The 16710-nt window shown below is 54.1% G+C and carries 17 protein-coding genes; all 17 read right to left on the reverse strand.

All coding sequences use genetic code 11. The annotated features are described in order from the left end of the window. Positions 1-26: 26 nt before the first annotated feature. Entirely contained in the window at positions 27-608 is a 582-nt protein-coding gene (locus ACESYO_RS12225; RefSeq protein WP_373210210.1) for a SpoIIIAH-like family protein, read from the reverse strand. 26 nt (positions 609-634) lie between these two features. Further along, positions 635-1177, reverse strand: a complete 543-nt coding sequence (locus ACESYO_RS12230) for a hypothetical protein (RefSeq protein ID WP_373210212.1) — start codon at positions 1175-1177, stop codon at positions 635-637. After that, the gene (locus ACESYO_RS12235; protein ID WP_373210214.1) at positions 1167-1595 is read right to left on the reverse strand and encodes a stage III sporulation protein AF; all 429 of its coding nucleotides are present in this window, start codon (positions 1593-1595) and stop codon (positions 1167-1169) included. The genes ACESYO_RS12230 and ACESYO_RS12235 overlap by 11 nt, the downstream gene beginning before the upstream one ends. Position 1596: 1 nt before the next feature. Continuing rightward, positions 1597-2646, reverse strand: coding sequence for a stage III sporulation protein AE (locus ACESYO_RS12240; protein ID WP_283128021.1), 1050 nt, complete (start codon positions 2644-2646; stop codon positions 1597-1599). After that, on the reverse strand, positions 2643-3023 hold the full coding sequence (locus ACESYO_RS12245; RefSeq protein ID WP_373210216.1) for a SpoIIIAC/SpoIIIAD family protein: 381 nt from the start codon (positions 3021-3023) through the stop codon (positions 2643-2645). Before ACESYO_RS12245 ends, ACESYO_RS12240 begins: the two co-directional genes overlap by 4 nt. 9 nt (positions 3024-3032) lie before the next feature. After that, complete coding sequence (spoIIIAC, locus tag ACESYO_RS12250) at positions 3033-3227, reverse strand: stage III sporulation protein AC (RefSeq protein WP_058962995.1); 195 nt, start codon at positions 3225-3227, stop codon at positions 3033-3035. Between the two features lie 16 nt (positions 3228-3243). Next, complete coding sequence (locus ACESYO_RS12255; RefSeq protein WP_373210218.1) at positions 3244-3633, reverse strand: hypothetical protein; 390 nt, start codon at positions 3631-3633, stop codon at positions 3244-3246. A 77-nt stretch (positions 3634-3710) separates the two neighbouring features. Beyond that, positions 3711-4619 (reverse strand): GTP-binding protein, encoded by a 909-nt coding sequence (locus tag ACESYO_RS12260; RefSeq protein ID WP_373210219.1) that lies wholly within the window; start codon positions 4617-4619, stop codon positions 3711-3713. Between the two features lie 94 nt (positions 4620-4713). Beyond that, positions 4714-6693 carry an NAD-dependent DNA ligase LigA gene (gene ligA, locus ACESYO_RS12265; protein WP_058962998.1) on the reverse strand — a complete coding sequence of 660 codons (1980 nt, stop codon included), beginning with the start codon at positions 6691-6693 and terminating at the stop codon, positions 4714-4716. 88 nt (positions 6694-6781) lie between these two features. Then, positions 6782-7564: a sporulation protein YunB gene (gene yunB, locus ACESYO_RS12270; protein ID WP_373210221.1), complete on the reverse strand. Its 783-nt coding sequence runs from the start codon at positions 7562-7564 to the stop codon at positions 6782-6784. A gap of 19 nt (positions 7565-7583) precedes the next feature. Further along, positions 7584-8558, reverse strand: a complete 975-nt coding sequence (gene pfkA, locus ACESYO_RS12275) for a 6-phosphofructokinase (RefSeq protein WP_058963000.1) — start codon at positions 8556-8558, stop codon at positions 7584-7586. A 119-nt stretch (positions 8559-8677) separates the two neighbouring features. Beyond that, positions 8678-12178, reverse strand: coding sequence for a DNA polymerase III subunit alpha (locus ACESYO_RS12280; protein WP_373210222.1), 3501 nt, complete (start codon positions 12176-12178; stop codon positions 8678-8680). Further along, positions 12171-13088 carry a DNA-binding protein WhiA gene (gene whiA, locus ACESYO_RS12285; protein WP_058963002.1) on the reverse strand — a complete coding sequence of 306 codons (918 nt, stop codon included), beginning with the start codon at positions 13086-13088 and terminating at the stop codon, positions 12171-12173. Before whiA ends, ACESYO_RS12280 begins: the two co-directional genes overlap by 8 nt. Positions 13089-13109: 21 nt before the next feature. Then, a complete protein-coding gene (gene rapZ / locus ACESYO_RS12290) occupies positions 13110-13973 on the reverse strand; it encodes an RNase adapter RapZ (protein ID WP_058963003.1) in 864 nt (287 codons plus the stop codon). A gap of 87 nt (positions 13974-14060) precedes the next feature. After that, a complete protein-coding gene (gene murB / locus ACESYO_RS12295; protein WP_373210224.1) occupies positions 14061-14966 on the reverse strand; it encodes a UDP-N-acetylmuramate dehydrogenase in 906 nt (301 codons plus the stop codon). A gap of 18 nt (positions 14967-14984) precedes the next feature. Continuing rightward, complete coding sequence (locus ACESYO_RS12300; protein ID WP_058963004.1) at positions 14985-15950, reverse strand: ROK family protein; 966 nt, start codon at positions 15948-15950, stop codon at positions 14985-14987. After that, positions 15947-16699, reverse strand: coding sequence for a phosphatase (locus tag ACESYO_RS12305; protein WP_058963005.1), 753 nt, complete (start codon positions 16697-16699; stop codon positions 15947-15949). The genes ACESYO_RS12300 and ACESYO_RS12305 overlap by 4 nt, the downstream gene beginning before the upstream one ends. Between the last annotated feature and the right edge of the window lie 11 nt (positions 16700-16710).

Below are 16710 nucleotides of genomic sequence, written 5' to 3' on the forward strand. Positions count from 1 at the left end.
ACCATCTTTTTGCATAATCTACAAGGTCATTTTATTTCTACCACGGTAATATTCTGCGCGCTCACCGCACACTCACTCAGCACTATATCCCGAATCTGGGCAACCTCACTCTGGGTCAGTCCGTCGCTGGTGGTCATGACGGTGATATTCACCTTGTCACCATCGATAAAAGCTACACAGTCCACAAATCCTTTGGCTTTGATCCGGCTTTCCAGATCACTTTCCTTGGTGATGCTCTCAATGGTGGCGGTAAGCTCCTGGGTGAGCGAATCCTTTTCTTCCTGAGTAAGCGCGCTGTTCTTCAGGCTTTTCTGCAGGGTATCCAGTGCTTCGTCCCGGGTTTTGGTACGGGAGAGTCTGGCCTGTTCAAAGAAATCACTGCCGGTCGGATCAGCTACGCTGACCAGTTGTGCTTCGCCGTAATTTTTATCGGCAGTTTCCTGGCCGGAGGCGGCTGTCTCCACGGCCAGCTCATCGGTGATGATCCCTGTGCTGGCTGCTGCGTTGGCCTGAACAGTATCCCCCATCACCAGATCAGTACTTTTGGCATACTCCCAGTTCAGATACACGGCTACACCCAGTGCCACCACCAGTGTGAGAAGCGTCATTTTCTGGTTGAGTTTTTTTGCTTGCATTATGTTCCCTCCGATTCGTTCATTTTTGCAATGCTGATCCGGTTGCTTGATACACCGGTAAGCACCGAAACCGCTTCGGTGATCTGCGCCTGTACCTGAATATCGGCTGCACCCTCGCATACAACGGCGATACCCCGGATTTCCGGTTCCCACACCATTTCCACCAGTGCGTTCTGCCCGGAAGAATCCTCTAACAGGATGTGCTGAATCTCGCTCCCGTTCTCTCCCCGATCTGTTTCGTCCAGTGCATAGACTGTTTGTGGGCCGGCTTCCAGTGTAACGGCAACCTTTACCTGCCCGGCACCCTGAATGCTGCCAATCACCTGAGTAAGGGTATCTTCCAGACTGTCGGCGTATTCCCTTGCGTATGTGGTCTGGTCAGCCGTGCTTTGAACTTCACTGGTTGTGCCTTTTTCAATGCCGGGCGAAAAGGCATTTCCGGCCAGAAGAAAAAACAGGCCAAGTGCACCGACAAAAACAAGGATGCTGCTTCGATTCCAGTTTTTTGATTTGAAAAGATCCTTGAAAAAATCACGTCCCATTGCCTGAGTCCTCCGCCCTGATCACGATTTGCTCCCCGTCACCCAGGGCCTGACGCAGGATTACCTGTGCCTGTTCCGGGGCATCGCAATCCACCGTTACAGTCAGTGGCGGCCCCACCAGGACTTGAACCTCGCCGTTAATTCCCTGAGCCAAAAGGGTTTGCTCCAGCTGTTCTTCCAGCGCCTGTTGCTCCAGCTGTGCGCGATAGCCGGAAAAATCCACTGCGTCGTCCTCCTTTGTGGGCCACAGCTCGTTCCAGCCGGAAATTACCGATTGAACGGGCTGCAAAACCGCTACTAAAATATACAGTGCCACAACGATTTTTATGCTTTTTTCATATTCCCTGCGCGGCATTAAAAGCTCCAGCCCGCCGGCCAGCACGCAGGCCATGCAAATGGTAAATGCCCATTCGTTCATATCAACTGCCTCCTCCGAGCAGAATCATCAGAGCCGTGGAGAGAACCGTGAGCATGAAAAAGAACACGAGAAACGAGATGCAAAGCCCAATGGCCTGTCCCAGTCCATTCATCACCCGTCCGGCCCGGGTGAGCCCAAAGGCTTTGGCCAGCGCCGCTCCCAAAAGATAGGCCAGATAGAAGCCGAAACATCGGAGCAGAAGCGGTAAAAATGTGATGGTAAGCATTGCAATGGCTGCAAAGCCCAGCGAACCCTTCAGTACCCGCAGCCCACTGAGGACACTGCCCATTGCATCCGAGGCAAGGCTGCCGATGACCGGGACACCGCTGCTCAGGAGAAACTGTCCGGTTTTCATGGCAAGGGTATCGGTGTTTTGTGCCAGAATGCTCTGCAACCCCAAAATGCCGCCAAACAGGATGGAAAGGAAGCCAAGAATCCATTTCACTGCCCTATGTAGAACGGCACATCCGTCGGAAAGCCCGCCCAGATCACACAGGCCGCACGCCACATTTAAGGCAAGAAAAGCACGAACCAGCGGCATGGCCACTGCGCTGATAATCTGTGCACAGAAAGCAGCCATGGTCAGAAACATGCCGCTGTAAACAGCAGCCTGTGTGGGCTGGCCGCAGCTGATCATTACGCCGGAAAAAACCGGCACAAAGCTGAGCAGATAGGTCTGGCATTCCTGAATTCGGCAGGTCAGATCCTCCAGCAGCGGCAGAACAGGCTGAAGTGCTGTCACGCATATTCCCAGCAGACAGACTGTTTCCAACGGTGTTCGCCAGTCAGAACCCGGCAAAAGGCTCAATGCAGCTGCCGCAATCAGCACCGTGGCAGAAATTGCCGTCAGGAGCTGGAAAGGCTGCTGAAACTGCTCTTTTGCGGTTCCCAACAGCTGTTCCAGCAATTGGGGAATTGAAATGGCCTGAAACTGCTCAGCTGATATTCCGGGGGAATCCAGAATCTTTTGGGCGGAATCCGGGAGATCCTCTGCAGAAACCACAGCCGGCAGCAATAGAAGAAGTAACAGGAAACCCAGCAGACGCCTCATTGAAGAAAGAACCCCAGGGATTCGGCGGCTGTTTGCAAAAGAGGCAGGGCGCACATGAGAATCAGGCAGCGGCCGGCAAATTCCACTTTTCCGGCAAGACTGCTGAGTCCGGCGTCTTTGCAAAGGTCCTGCGTTGTTTGAGAGGCCAGCGCAATTCCGGCAGCTTTGATTACGGTGGAAAAACCGCTTTGCTCCCAATAGACTGCATAAGCGTGCAGCTGTTCGATGAGCGGGGTGGCCAGGTGCAGCAGGTAAATCAAAAGCACTACCGAGCATCCCAGGAGGCAAAGAATTCCATAGGAAGGCAGATACTCCCGTACCAGACCGATCAGCACGGCCGACACCAGCACAAAAGCTGCAATTTGAAAAATTACCATATTCCATTGTTACAGATTAAACAGCGATTTTATGTTAACGAACAGGTCGCTGATTTGCTGCACCAGCATGGATAGCACAACAATCAACCCCGCCAGGGTGGTCATCATGGCCTGATCTTCCCTCCCAGAACGGATGAGCAGTTGATTCAGGACCGCAACAATGATACCGATGGCGGCAATTTTAAATACCAGATCAATGTCCATCGCTCCAAACCTTCCTTCATAAAAGCAGCAGTGCAGCCATCAGGCCGGTGCAGATCCCGGCTTGAGGGTAGAGCCTTGCTGCTGCTTGATATTTCTTTTCCTGACGTGCGCTGTTCTGACGGGCCAGCTCCACATAATAGGGAATCTGTTCACATAGCTCCTGGGCGCTTATCTGACCAATCTGCATGAAAAGTGAGGAAAAGGAAGCAGTCTCCCCCGGCGGAATATATGCAGGGAAACAGTAGCTTTCCAGTGCGGTGCAGTTATTCAGAAGCAGGTGGGGATAATCCCCTGCCCGCAGTTCCTCCAGCAAACAGGGCGTGGCCAGTGCCCGGTAATGTACAGCATCCTGAATCTGAGCCAGCATACGGGCCAGCTCTGCCCAGAAGAGGGCTTGTCTGTGCAATCCGGCAGCCTGCTCAGCCCCGAATAAAAAGCCTGAAATACTTACCAGAACGGCCCCGGACAGTTTTAGAACCCAGATCATAAAACGATTGTCTCCCGGATTGTTCCAGCACTCTGAGGACCGTACAGAAAGGCACAGGCGGAAAAAAGTGTGCGCAGACGGGTGCGGCTTTGTTCCAGGCGCGCCTCCAACTCGTCCACATTTGCGGCGTGTACAGAACAGATAAAGCTGACCCCCGATCGTATGCCCTGTTCCACCTGCCGAAATTCCTTGCCGGAGCCAAGTTCATCACATACCACAATCTGTGGTCCAAGGCAGCGGACGGCAGTTTCGATGCCGAACGATTTGGGACAATTGGACAGAACATCACAATTCAAAGGAACCTGTGTGGAATGACCCCATGGGTCGCAGGGCCAAAGTTCCTGACGTTCATCTATAACTGCCACTTTTTTCCCCCTGTCGCTGATGGCTTTGACGATGCTGCGCAGAAGCGTTGTTTTACCGCTGCCGGGAGGGCCGGCCAGAATCAGACCATGAAAACAGTCCGAAAGGCAGACCTGCAGAGAATCCGGCAATGAGACAAAAATCATGCGGGCAATACGCAGATTCAGCGAGGTGATAACCTGAAAACTGTTCTGTCCGTTGTCCGTTTGATGAAAGATTCCGGCAACGCCCACCCGATGACCGCCGGGAATCGTAAAAAAGCCCTGAGAAAGCTGGCGTTCGTAACTGTGAACCGACTTTTCACACAGCGAATAGAAGCACTCCTGAAGATCATGGGCACTCAGACGAAGAGCGGCAGCGTATTTGGGCAGGAGGTTGGATGCCAGCACCGGTCCATTCGGGGTGGAAAAAACGATTGGCCGTTCGCTGCGCAGGCGGATCTCGTGCACCTGCGCGGCAAATGCAGGAGGAAGCTGCGCAAGTGCTTCCCGCACCTGCCCGGGGAGCCGTTGGATTGCACTGTAATACTCGTCCATTTTCATTTCACGCTCCTTTGTGCTACAAGTATATGGCCCGGGCAGAGCTGGTAGAACAGAAAAATCCCCCGGGCTTTTGGCCCGGGGGATGAACGGAAGATTATTGGATCATTTGTAAAAATGCGGCTTCGTCGATTACGGGGATTCCCAGCTGCTGGGCTTTGGTGAGTTTGGAACCGGCTGCTTCTCCGGCAAGAACATAGGCGGTCTTTTTGGAAACGGAACCACTTGCCTTGCCGCCGTTCTTGGTGATCAAGGCTTCCGCTTCAGCACGGGAAAGGGTGGGCAAGGTTCCGGTAACCACAATGGTTTTACCGGCCAGCTTATCGGTCTTTTCCTCACCATGCCATTCCATATTCACTCCGGCGCGTTCCAAGCGGCCAAGAAGATCCTCTGTACCTTCTTTTGCGAAGAAGGCAAGAACACTTTGTGCCATAACCGCGCCGAAACCGTCGATCTCGCTGAGTTGCTCTTCCCCGGCCTCCCGCACAGCCTGCATGGAGCGGAAATGCTCCGCGATGGAGGCTGCTGCCTTTTCGCCGATGTTGCGAATGCCCAGACCGAAGAGGAGCTTGTCCAGGTTGTTTTCCTTGGAGGCCTCGATGGCATTCAGTAAATTGCGTGCGCTTTTTTCCTTGAATTTATCCAGCGTCATCAGCTGCTCCTCAGTCAGATCATAAAGATCTGCCGCCGAGTGCACATATCCCTTGCTGACCAGCTGAGCGGCCACAGCCTTGCCCAGACCGTCGATGTCCATGGCGTTGCGGCTGGCAAAGTGAATGATGTTGCGCAGAGCCTGAGCCGGGCATTCCGGGTTTACGCAGCGCAGAGCCGCCTCCCCTTCCAAATGAACCGCTGGAGCGCCGCAGGAGGGGCATACCTGAGGCATCTGATAGGGCTCAGAGCCGTCCTTGTGCTGGGTGACTGCAACCACTTCCGGGATAATATCACCGGCTTTTCGAACAAGAATCCGGTCACCGATGCGCACATCCAGCTGCCGGATAAAGTCCTCATTGTGCAGAATTGCCCGGGAAACCGTGGTGCCGGCCAGCTGCACGGGCGTAAATACCGCTGTGGGGGTAAGAACACCGGTGCGCCCCACCGTGATATCGATCTGCTGCAGTTCGGTTTCCTTCTCCTCCGGCGGATACTTGAAGGCGATGGCCCAGCGGGGGAATTTGTTGGTGCTGCCCAGCATTCCGCGCTGGGCAAAATCATCCACCTTGATCACTGCACCGTCAATATCGAAGGGCAGTGTGCCGCGCATCTGCCCGATAGCTTCGATTTCGGCAATGGCGTCATCAATGTTATCAAAGCTATGATATCGGGGCGATACCACAAATCCCAGCTGCTTCACATAATCCAGGCTTTCCTGGTGGCTGTGCAGCTCCTTGCCCCGAATCTGCTGGATATTGAACACGAAGATGGAAAGTCCGCGGCTCGCGGTGATCTTGCTGTCCTTCTGACGCAGAGAGCCGGCCGCTGCGTTGCGGGGGTTTTTAAAGGGCTGCTTATCGTTCAGTTCCTGCTCCTCCACCAGCTGTTCAAAGGCTGCGTGGGGCATATAGACCTCGCCGCGCACCTCCAGAAATTCCGGTGCGTTCAGCAGTTTCTTGGGAATATCCTTGATGGTGGCCAGGTTTTTGGTCACATCCTCGCCCACTATGCCGTCACCACGGGTTGAACCACGCACAAAAGCGCCGTTTTCATACTCAAGGCTTACGGAAAGACCGTCAATTTTCACTTCAACCACATAACGGGGAGAAATACCCTCACCCCGCACTCGACGGTCGAAATCCCGCAGCTCCTCATAGGAAAACGCATCCTGAAGGCTTTCCATTTTTACCGCATGGGTCACCTTGGCGAATTTCCCGGAAGGAGTTCCGCCCACATGCTGGGTGGGAGAATCCGGTGTGATCAGCTGCGGGAACTGCGCTTCCAGCTCCTTCAGCTCCCGGTTTAATGCGTCGTATTCAAAATCCTCCAGTTCGGGGGCGTCCTGATCATAATAAAGGCGGTTGTTGTATTCAATCACCCGGCGCAGCTCAAGAATTCGCTGCTGGGCCTGTTCCAATGTCAAAATCGATCACCTCTTAAAAGTCCAAAAGCAATGCTGTTTGGCATTATCATTCTGAATTCTCATTATAACACATTGGCCCATCCGGGGGCTAGGCTTTTTCGCCTGCCCAGCCGTTTTGAGCGTATAACTGAGGCACTTCGCCAACGATCAGGACTTGTGCGGCAAGTATTTCTGATTGAACGTCCACCGGAATCACTTCACCGGCCAGGAGGGCACCGATCTGAACGGAAAAACAAATGGTAATTTCAAGTCTGGTCTGATTAACACCGGCCTGGGAGAAATTGCTCCTTACCTGGCTGGTAACCAGTGAGAGCGGCTGCACCTGTACGGTAATTTCCGGCCCCAGCCCACTGAAGAATTGAATTCCACTCAAGGTACCCAGCGGGATACGAAGCGGATCCTGAGGAAGCTGGGTCAAAGACAGGTTGACCTGATCCACCAGCGCATCCTCCAGAGAATTGATGCGGGCAGAATCAACGGTCACACTCTGCACCCTGCCGGTATTGTCATGCTGAATGCTGTACAGATCATTGTAAAGGGTGTGTTTTTCTTCCAGAATGGAATTGCAGGCACCTTGAATGGTGCGTGCTGCCAATGCGCGGCACTGGTATTGTAACACCTGCACGGTAAGGGGGCGGAGGGCCTGATCAGCCCTTTGCAGAAAGAACAGAGAGAGTGCAGTTATAAAAATGAGCCATAAGCCGGTTTTCCTTCGCTTGACCATCCGCTGCCGTGCGGAATGAGAAATACGGCGCATCGCTTCCCCCTCCATTGTTGGTAATCTCTCCAAGAGTATATTCGCAAAAGAGAGGAAACGTGAGCCATCATAGCCCTTTTTAATCAAAAAAGGCATGCCGCCAGCAAGCGACATGCCCTTTGAATGACTAAAATCAGATGGAAATGGTGTTGGCCACATCCAGCATCATGGTGTCGATGGTCTTGTGCATGGACAGAGCCACGTTGATATCGTAGTCCACGATCTTGTCGGCGGAAACGGCAACAACGCGATTGTAGATGCCCTTCTCCAGCAGGTTAACAGCATGGTAACCCATCTGAGAAGCGGTTACGCGGTCACGCAGAGTGGGAGAACCACCACGCTGTACATGGCCCAGAACAGTGGCACGGGAATCAATGCCGGTGCGGGCCTGAATCTCATTGGCCAGCTCCTGTGCATGGCCAACACCCTCGGCAACGATTACGATGAAATGCTTCTTGCCGGTCTTCTGGGTCTGGTTCATGCGGGAAATGATGTCGTGATCCAGATCGTAGGGACGCTCGGGAATCAGGATAGCCAGAGCACCGGTGGCGATGCCCACGTTCAGAGCGATGTAACCGGCGTTACGGCCCATAACCTCAACCACGCTGCAGCGGTCATGGCTCTGAGTGGTATCACGCAGCTTATCGATCATCTCAACGGCAGTGTTCATGGCAGTGTCGTAACCAATGGTGTACTCGCTGCAGGCGATGTCGTTGTCGATGGTACCGGGAATACCGATGCAGGGGATGCCCAGGTTTGCCAGAGCGCGGGCGCCCTTGAAGGAACCGTCACCGCCAACCACAACCATGGCGTCAATGCCCAGCTCTTTGCACTTTTCAGCGCCCTTCTTCTGGCCCTCAGCGGTAACAAACTCCAGGCAGCGGGCAGTGTAAAGGATGGTACCGCCGCGGTGAATGATCTCAGATACACTGCGCAGGTTCATCTCGCGAACCTCGCCGTTCAGCAGACCATTATAGCCGCGCTGAATGCCAATAACCTTGATGCCCTTGCTCAGAGCGGTACGAACAACTGCGCGAACCGCTGCGTTCATGCCGGGTGCGTCGCCGCCGCTGGTCAATACACCGATGGTTTTAATTTCCTTGTACATAGTAATGCCCCTCCTAAATCAAATCGAAATTTGACATTGGTATAATTATAACATCCAGGCAACATAAATGCAAAACATTCTACGCATTTTGCTGCCAAAAGGTTTGCCCAATCGGCCAACTATTTTGTAGCAACATTTTTATCGCCCAAAATCCGGCGCAATTCCGGGTAAAGCAGCTCATGATCCAGTGCCCACAAACTGCGTGGTGCCAGAGTCAGCTGCTTGCGGTCCTCAAAATACATGTAGACCGGCATACTGCCGTCAAAGATACCGCTGAGCAGGTTTGTTACCTTGCGGAACTGCTCACAGTTCTGGCTGGGCAGCTTGAGGTACAGCCCCTTTTTGGGCGGCTGCGGCTTTTCCGGCACGCTGGCTGCGGCCGATTTTTCCGGCCGGCGGGCCTGATACTGTTCGATGGGAACAATGGTTTCCGCCACAAGCTTGGTTGCTTCATCCTCCTTCACCGAAACACGACCGGTGATTACCACAACCGCATTTTCCTGCAGGGCGTCGCGGCAGTTCATCAGGATCTTCGGGAAAACCAGAATTTCCATGGTGCCGCTCAGATCCTCCACGTTGGTAAAGGCCATCATGGTGTTGGAGCGAGTCGTCATAAATTTGCTTTTGATCACTGCGCAAACAATGTTGACTACTTTATTATCGTAAGCTTTTGCGCCTTCCCCTGTCAATTCACTAATCTTGCAGCTGGATATATTTTTGATGATTTCCCGATATGCGTCCAGAGGATGGCCGCTCAGATACAGGCCGCTCACCTCTTTTTCCATCTGCAAAAGCTCCCCGGTGGGGAATTCCTCCAGAGCGGGAATCACATAGTCGTTTACTGTTTCCTGCTCGCCGCTCTGGCTGAACAGATCCAGCTGGCCTTCCAGATTTTTACGGCTGTCGGTTTCCACACTCTTCAAAATGCCCTCGATACACTGGAGCATGGCCCTGCGTGTGGCACCCAATCCGTCAAACGCACCACATTTGATCAGGCTTTCCACCGCCCGGCGGTTGATTTCGCAGCCATACATCCGGCGGCAGAAGTCATACAGCGAGCGGAACGGCTTTTCCTTGCGCTCCCGAACTACTGCGGCAATCAGGTTACGGCCCACGTTTTTGACTGCGTTCAGGCCAAAACGAATGTCGCTTCCGTCTACGGTGAAGCCGCCATCACTCACATTGATGTTGGGCGGCAGCACCTTGATGCCAAGCCGCTGGCATTCGCCGGAATACTCGATCACCTTATCGGTGTTGTCCAGTACGCTGGTCAGCAGCGCTGCCATAAATTCATTGGGATAATGGCATTTCAGATAGGCGGTCTGGTAAGCCACATAAGCATAGCAGGCCGCATGGGATTTGTTAAAGGCGTAAGACGCAAAACTGGACATGTCATCGAAGATCTCGTTGGCCGTTTTTTCGTCGATGCCGTTGGCAATGCAGCCCACACATTCCGATCCCGGTTCCTTGCTGCCATATACGAAGTTCTGACGCTCCCGCTCCATGACATCGTGCTTTTTCTTGCTCATGGCGCGGCGCACCAGATCGGCCTGCCCCAAAGAGAAGCCTGCCAGTTCCCGGCAGATCTGCATGACCTGTTCCTGATACACAATACAGCCGTTGGTCACATCCAGAATGTGCGCCAGCTGGGGAACCTTGTAGTGAATCTTCCCCGGCTCATGGCGGTTGCGCAGGTAAGTGGGGATGGAGTCCATGGGGCCCGGTCGATACAGCGAGATCAGGGCGATGATGTCTTCCAGATTCTGCGGGCGCAGCCCCAGAAGCACCTGCTTCATGCCGGTACTTTCCAGCTGGAACACACCTTCTGTTTCACTCTGGCCCAGCATCTCGTAGGTGGCCGGATCATCGTAGGGCATCTTTTCCACCGAGAACTCGGGAATACGGCGCTGAATCATCCGTTCCGCATCCCGAATCACGGTGAGGGTGCGCAGGCCCAGAAAGTCCATTTTGAGAAGGCCGAGCTCCTCGATGGTTGTCATGGTGAACTGCGTTACGGGAACGCCATCGTTGCAGGCAAGCGGAACGTATTCATTGGCCGCCTCCCGGGTAATTACCACGCCTGCCGCATGAGTGGAGGCGTGACGGGGCATGCCTTCAATTTTGATGGCAGTGTCCACCAGTTCTCTCACCTGCTCGTCGGAGTCGTAGCGGGCTTTCAGCTCCGGAGATACCTCCAAAGCCCGGTGCAGGGTCATTTTCAGCTCCATGGGAACCAGCTTGGCCACCGCGTCCACCGCAGCATAGGGCATGTCCATCACGCGGCCAACGTCCCGCAGGGCAGCGCGGGCGGCCATGGTTCCAAAGGTGATGATCTGCGCCACGTGGTCGTGCCCATATTTGTTGTTCACATAATCGATCACTTCCTGCCGGCGTTCGTAGCAGAAGTCCACGTCAAAGTCCGGCATGCTCACACGTTCCGGATTCAAAAACCGTTCGAACAGGAGGTTGTAGCGGATGGGATCAATGTTGGTGATACCCACACAATAGGCAGCCAGACTTCCGGCGCCACTTCCGCGTCCGGGGCCTACCGGGATACCCTGTGTTTTGGCGTAGTTGATGAAATCAAATACAATCAGGTAATAGTTGGTGTAGCCCATACGGCGGATTACATCGATCTCGTAATCCAGACGCTCCCGGATTTCCGGAGCGGGATTACTGCCATAACGGCGGGTAAGGCCTTCGTAGCACAGCTTTTCGAAGTAGGCCTGATTTTCCATTCCGTCAGGGGCTTCAAAGTAAGGCAGTTTGGTCACGCCGAATTCAAAATCAAAATTACACTGTTCCGCAATACGGTTGGTGTTTTCACAGGCATCCGGCGCAATGGCAAACAGATCGTACATTTCGTCGGTGCTTTTCAGATAGAATTCGTCGGTTTCAAACTCCAGTTTGTCGTCGTCCTGAATGGTCTTACCGGTCTGGATGCAGATCAGAATGCTCTGCATCTTGCTGTCCTCCTTGCGGAGGTAATGGGCATCGTTGGTGGCTACCAGCGGGATACCGGTCTCCCGGGCAAGGCGAATCAGCAGCGGCAAAACCTGTTGCTGCTCTTCAATGCCGTGATCCTGGATCTCGATGTAATAGTTTCCCTGCCCGAACAGATCGTTGTAATACAATGCAACCTGGCGGGCTTTCTCATAATCGCCTGCGAGCAGTGCCTGAGGGACTTCGCCTGCAAGACAGGCAGAAAGACAGATCAGGCCTTCGTGATGCTGCTCCAGAAGTTCCTTGTCCACCCGGGGCTTGGAGTAAAAACCCTCAATGAAGCCGGCAGAAACCAGCTTGATCAGGTTTTTGTAACCGGTTTCGTTTTTGCACAGCAACACCAGATGGTTGGAGCCATCGATGCGGTTGACCTTATCGAAACGGGAACGATTGGCCACATAGACCTCACAGCCGATGATGGGCTTGATGCCGGCCTTTTTAGCGGCTTTGTAGAAATCCACACAGCCATACATCACACCATGGTCGGTGATGGCGATGGAGGTTTGGCCCAACTCCTTGACCCGTTCAAAAATGCGGTCGATTCGGCAGGCACCATCCAGAAGGCTGTATTCCGTGTGGACATGCAGATGGGTAAATTGCTTGTTGGTATCAGCCATTGGTTCTCCTTTGCTGAAGTTCAGATGCCAGGCGCTCCAGCTTTTTCAGCCGGTGGCTGAGCCCGGATTTACTGATGGGCTGCGGGCTCTTTTCCGCCAATTGGGAAAGCGACAGATCCGGCCAGGCCAGCCGCAGCTCTGCAGCTTCCCGCAGAGGCTGGCTCAAGCCATCAAACATGTGATTCTGTTTCAGATATTCGATGGCTCGCGTTACCTGAACGTTTGCGGTTGCGGTCTTGTCCATATTGGCCGTCTCACAGTTGGTCAGGCGGTTGGTCTTGTTGCGCAGTTCCTTGATCACCTTGTGGTTCATGATCTCCATGGCTGCGTTCCCTGCCCCCATGTAGGCCAGAAGCTCCTCAATCTGTTCACTTGCTTTGATGTACACCACATTCACGCCCTTGCGCAGAGTGCGGTGGGGGCGAAACTCATGCTCCGCCAGAATTCCCTCCAGATCCCGTGCAAGATTATGGCGGCTGGAAAGAAACTCCAGGTTATACTCCTTGCGGGGATCAGTCATGGTGCCGCAGCACACGAAGGCAGCAGCCAGAAAGGCCGCGCTGCACTGGGGGCAACGCAGCAATGTGGGGTCGATGCGCAGGCTGACCTGCTCCGGGTCGCAGTGGAACTTTTCCAGCATCAGCTGAACCTGTTCCGGATCATCCACCTTGAATTCATAAACCATGCCGCTGGGCCGCTGCTTGCTGGTCACATTGCCCTCGATGCCGCACAGATGGAATACCCGTTTTACATAATGGGCAGCGGTTCCAAGCTCGGTCTGAAAAACTACTCCGCGGCTGTCAAAATAACGGCTGAAACAGGCCGCGCCGTAGCTGGCTGCCAGAAGGCAGCATGGGCGGCTGATCTTTTTTTGAGTGATCTCGGTTTTTACATCCTGTGCAAAGCTCATTCTTTTACAGATGCCCTTTCGTCAATATACACGCTTTTGGTCGCGGTGATAGAGAATCGGCCCATAGCCCAGTTTCTGGCAATGTTCTGCGATCTTGCGGGCAAAGGTGATGGATCGATGTTTTCCGCCGGTGCATCCCACCGCAATCGTCAGCTGGCTTTTCCCTTCCTTGATGTACATGGGGAGAGAGTAATCCAGCAGATCCAGAATGCGACGCAGCAGTTCCTGCGACTGCTCAAACTGCATCACATAGTCTACTACTTCGCTGTCCAGACCGGTTTTTTCCTTCAGTTCCGGAATGTAAAAAGGATTGGGCAGGCAGCGCACATCAAATACCACATCCGCTTCCTTTGGCAGGCCGTACTTGAAGCCAAAGGAAAGAATTGTCAGCACCATTGGCTGCTGGTTCTGGTGCAGGAAGAGTTTGCAGATTCGCTCTTTGTTCTGCGCGGCGGAAAGAAGAGAAGTGTCCACCACAAAATCTGCGCGTTCAAAAAAAGGCTGAAGGATTTTACGCTCCTGCTCAATGGCGTCGGTCATGGAAACGCCTTCCTGCACACACAGCGGATGAATACGTCTGGTTTCTTTATAGCGCCGTGCAAGTACATCGTCGGAAGCGTCCAGAAACAGCACCTGATATGGCACCTGGCGGCTGTCCATACTGGTCAGAGCTTCCTGTACGTCGCTCTGGGTGCGGCAGCCGCGGATGTCCACCACCACCGCCACCTTCTCCAGCATGGTTTCGCCCTGAAGGGCGAAATCCAGCAGACGGGGCATCAGCCCGGCCGGAATATTGTCGATACAAAAATAACCAATATCCTCCAATGCATTTACCGCAAGGGATTTTCCAGCCCCGGAAAGGCCGGTAACCACCAGCAGTTCCATGATCCGTCTCTCCTTTTCCTTCTCTTTTTTATCCAGCATAACCTGCATGACCGGCTGCCGATTGCCAGCAGCCGGTCATGCGCGCAATTATTCCACTACACGGATTTCCTTTTCCAGCACAAAACCCGTTTCCCGCTGTACCCGTTCACTTACCTGACGGGCCAGCTCCAGCACGTCCGCGCAGCTGGCGTGGCCCAGATTCACAATGAAGCCGCAGTGCTTTTCGCTGATGGCGGCATCGCCCACACGGAAGCCCCGCAGGCCGCACTGTTCGATCAGGCTGCCGGCAAAAGCACCTTCCGGCCGCTTAAAGGCGCTGCCTGCGCTGGGATATTCCAAAGGCTGTTTTTGCCTGCGGCGATTCATCAGGTCATCCATTTTTTGCTGAATCTGAACGGAATCTCCCGGATGGAGCTGCAATGTTGCCCGAAGTACACACCAGCCGGTGCGCGCAAAGATGCTGGTGCGGTAGCCAAGCTCCAGCTGGGAAACCGGAAGAGAACGAATCTGACCGGCTTCGTCCAGAAATTCGACCTCCAGCAATACATCGCGGGTTTCACCGCCGTAAGCGCCGGCGTTCATGTACACTGCGCCGCCCAGACTGCCCGGAATACCGTAGGCGAATTCCAGACCGGTAAGGCTATGGCACGCAGCCTCTTCGCAGACCTGTTTCAATGAAACTCCCGCTCCGGCGATGATGCGATCCCCTTCCACCCGGATTTCGGGCTCAAGGGAACGGGTGGAAACCACCACACCGTCAAAGCCATGATCGCTGAACAGAAGATTGGAACCATTGCCCAGAATGTAGGTCCGCACCCCTTCCTCACGGCACAGCCCAATGGCCTGAACCAGCTGCTGCGCGGTGTGAGGCATGCAGAACAAGGCGGCAGGGCCGCCAATCTGGAAGCTGGTGTGGCGTGCAAGGGGCTCGCCGCAGGAATAAGGGATCGCTGCTTCCTCCAGTTTTTGCTTTAAATGCTCCGTGCACGCCATAAAACGGCCTCCTAAAAATTAAAGTTTTTCCTGGTTGCCCAGCCATGCTGCGCCCACAACGCCGGCATCGTTAAACAGCTCGGCGGGTTTGATGGTCACACGGCGCTTGCCATCACGGGCATAATCCTCCCAGTTGACCAGCTTGCGCACAGGAGCCAGCAGAACCTCGCCCTGCTTGGAAACGCCGCCGCCGATGCAGATGATTTCCGGCTGGAAGATGTTGACCACGTTGGTCAGGCCGCACGCCACATATTCTACAAACTTGTTGATCAGCTGAGTGGCCAGCTCGTCGCCGGCAGCCATGCCGTCAAATGCAGTCTTGGCGCCAACCTTGGTGATGTCGCCGTCCACCAGCTGCCACATCATGTTTTTGGGGTGCGACATCATAGCGGCTTTGGTATCCTCTGCCAGAGCACGGGCGGAAGCATACTTTTCCCAGCAGCCGTTTCGGCCGCACATGCACGGGCGGCCATCCTTCTGAATTACCATGTGGCCCAGCTCAGCACCTGCATAGTTAAAGCCGGCAAAAATCTTGCCGTCGATGATGATGCCGCCGCCGATGCCAGTGCCCAGAGTGATCACCACAGCATACCGTGCACCGCGTGCGCCACCAGCGATAAATTCGCCGTAAGCCGCTGCGTTTGCATCGTTTTCGATGTAGACCTTGCAACCCAGGCGCTTCTCCATGTGATCGCGAAGCTCCCAATCATAATAACCGAAATTCGCGTTAAAGTCCACTATGCCGGTTTTGCTGTTTACGCTGCCCGGGGTACCGATGCCCACCCACAGCAGGTCATCCAGAGTCAGATTGCTCTCCACCAGGACCTGACGGCACAGGTTGGCAATCTTCTCTTCGATCTTTTCTTCAGGCTGGGGCAGATCGGTGTCGCAGGTGCATTTGTGCAGCACTTTGAATTCTTCATCCACAATACCGGCGGTGATGGTGGTACCGCCCAGATCTACGCCAATTGTATATTTCTTCATCTTAACAACTCTCCGATCCGATCTACGATTTTTTTATTATGTATTTCCAGCTCACGGCGAAGGTTTTCACCGGAGCCATTGACGATAAGATCCTTCGGGAAATCAATTTCCTCCAGAATCCCGAACAGGTGCGATACACCGCGCTCCAGATGATAGGTGGAGTGGGCATCGCTGTTCAGCGCGATCTTGCAGCCACTGTTTTTACACGCGAGCGCAAGCGCCTTCATGTTTTTTGCCCCTTCCGGGCGCACGGCAAAGGAGTTTCCGTTCAGCTCCACCACTTTATTGTGGGCGGCAAATTCCCGGGTGACCCGGTCATAGTCATACACGTGGTTGGCCTGTTCGGAATGGCCGATCATGTCAACATAAGGATTCTGCGCCACCTTCAACCAGAGATCTGTGGCCTGCTCCACGGTGAGTTTGCCCGGCAGGCAGTCGCCGTGGATGGAGGCAATAACCCAGTCGAAGCGAGCCAGCTCCTGCTGTGAAAAATCCAGCGTTCCCTCCAAATCCATCACGTTGGCCTCTACGCCCTTCAGCACAGGGATTCCTTCCAGCACGTCCGGCAGACGAATCAGATTGTTAAAATACCAGATGTGCGGGGAATCCGGCATGGCGCAGCCATGATCGGTGATGGCGATGGCCTTATACCCCATTGCTGCAGCCTTTGTGGCCATTTCGGTGATGGTGTTGAATGCGTGGTTGGAAACCAGTGTGTGCGTGTGCAGATCCGCTGCAATTTGATACAAAGTATATGCTC

Source organism: Allofournierella massiliensis (genome assembly GCF_964241245.1).
Lineage (GTDB): Bacteria > Bacillota > Clostridia > Oscillospirales > Ruminococcaceae > Allofournierella > Allofournierella massiliensis.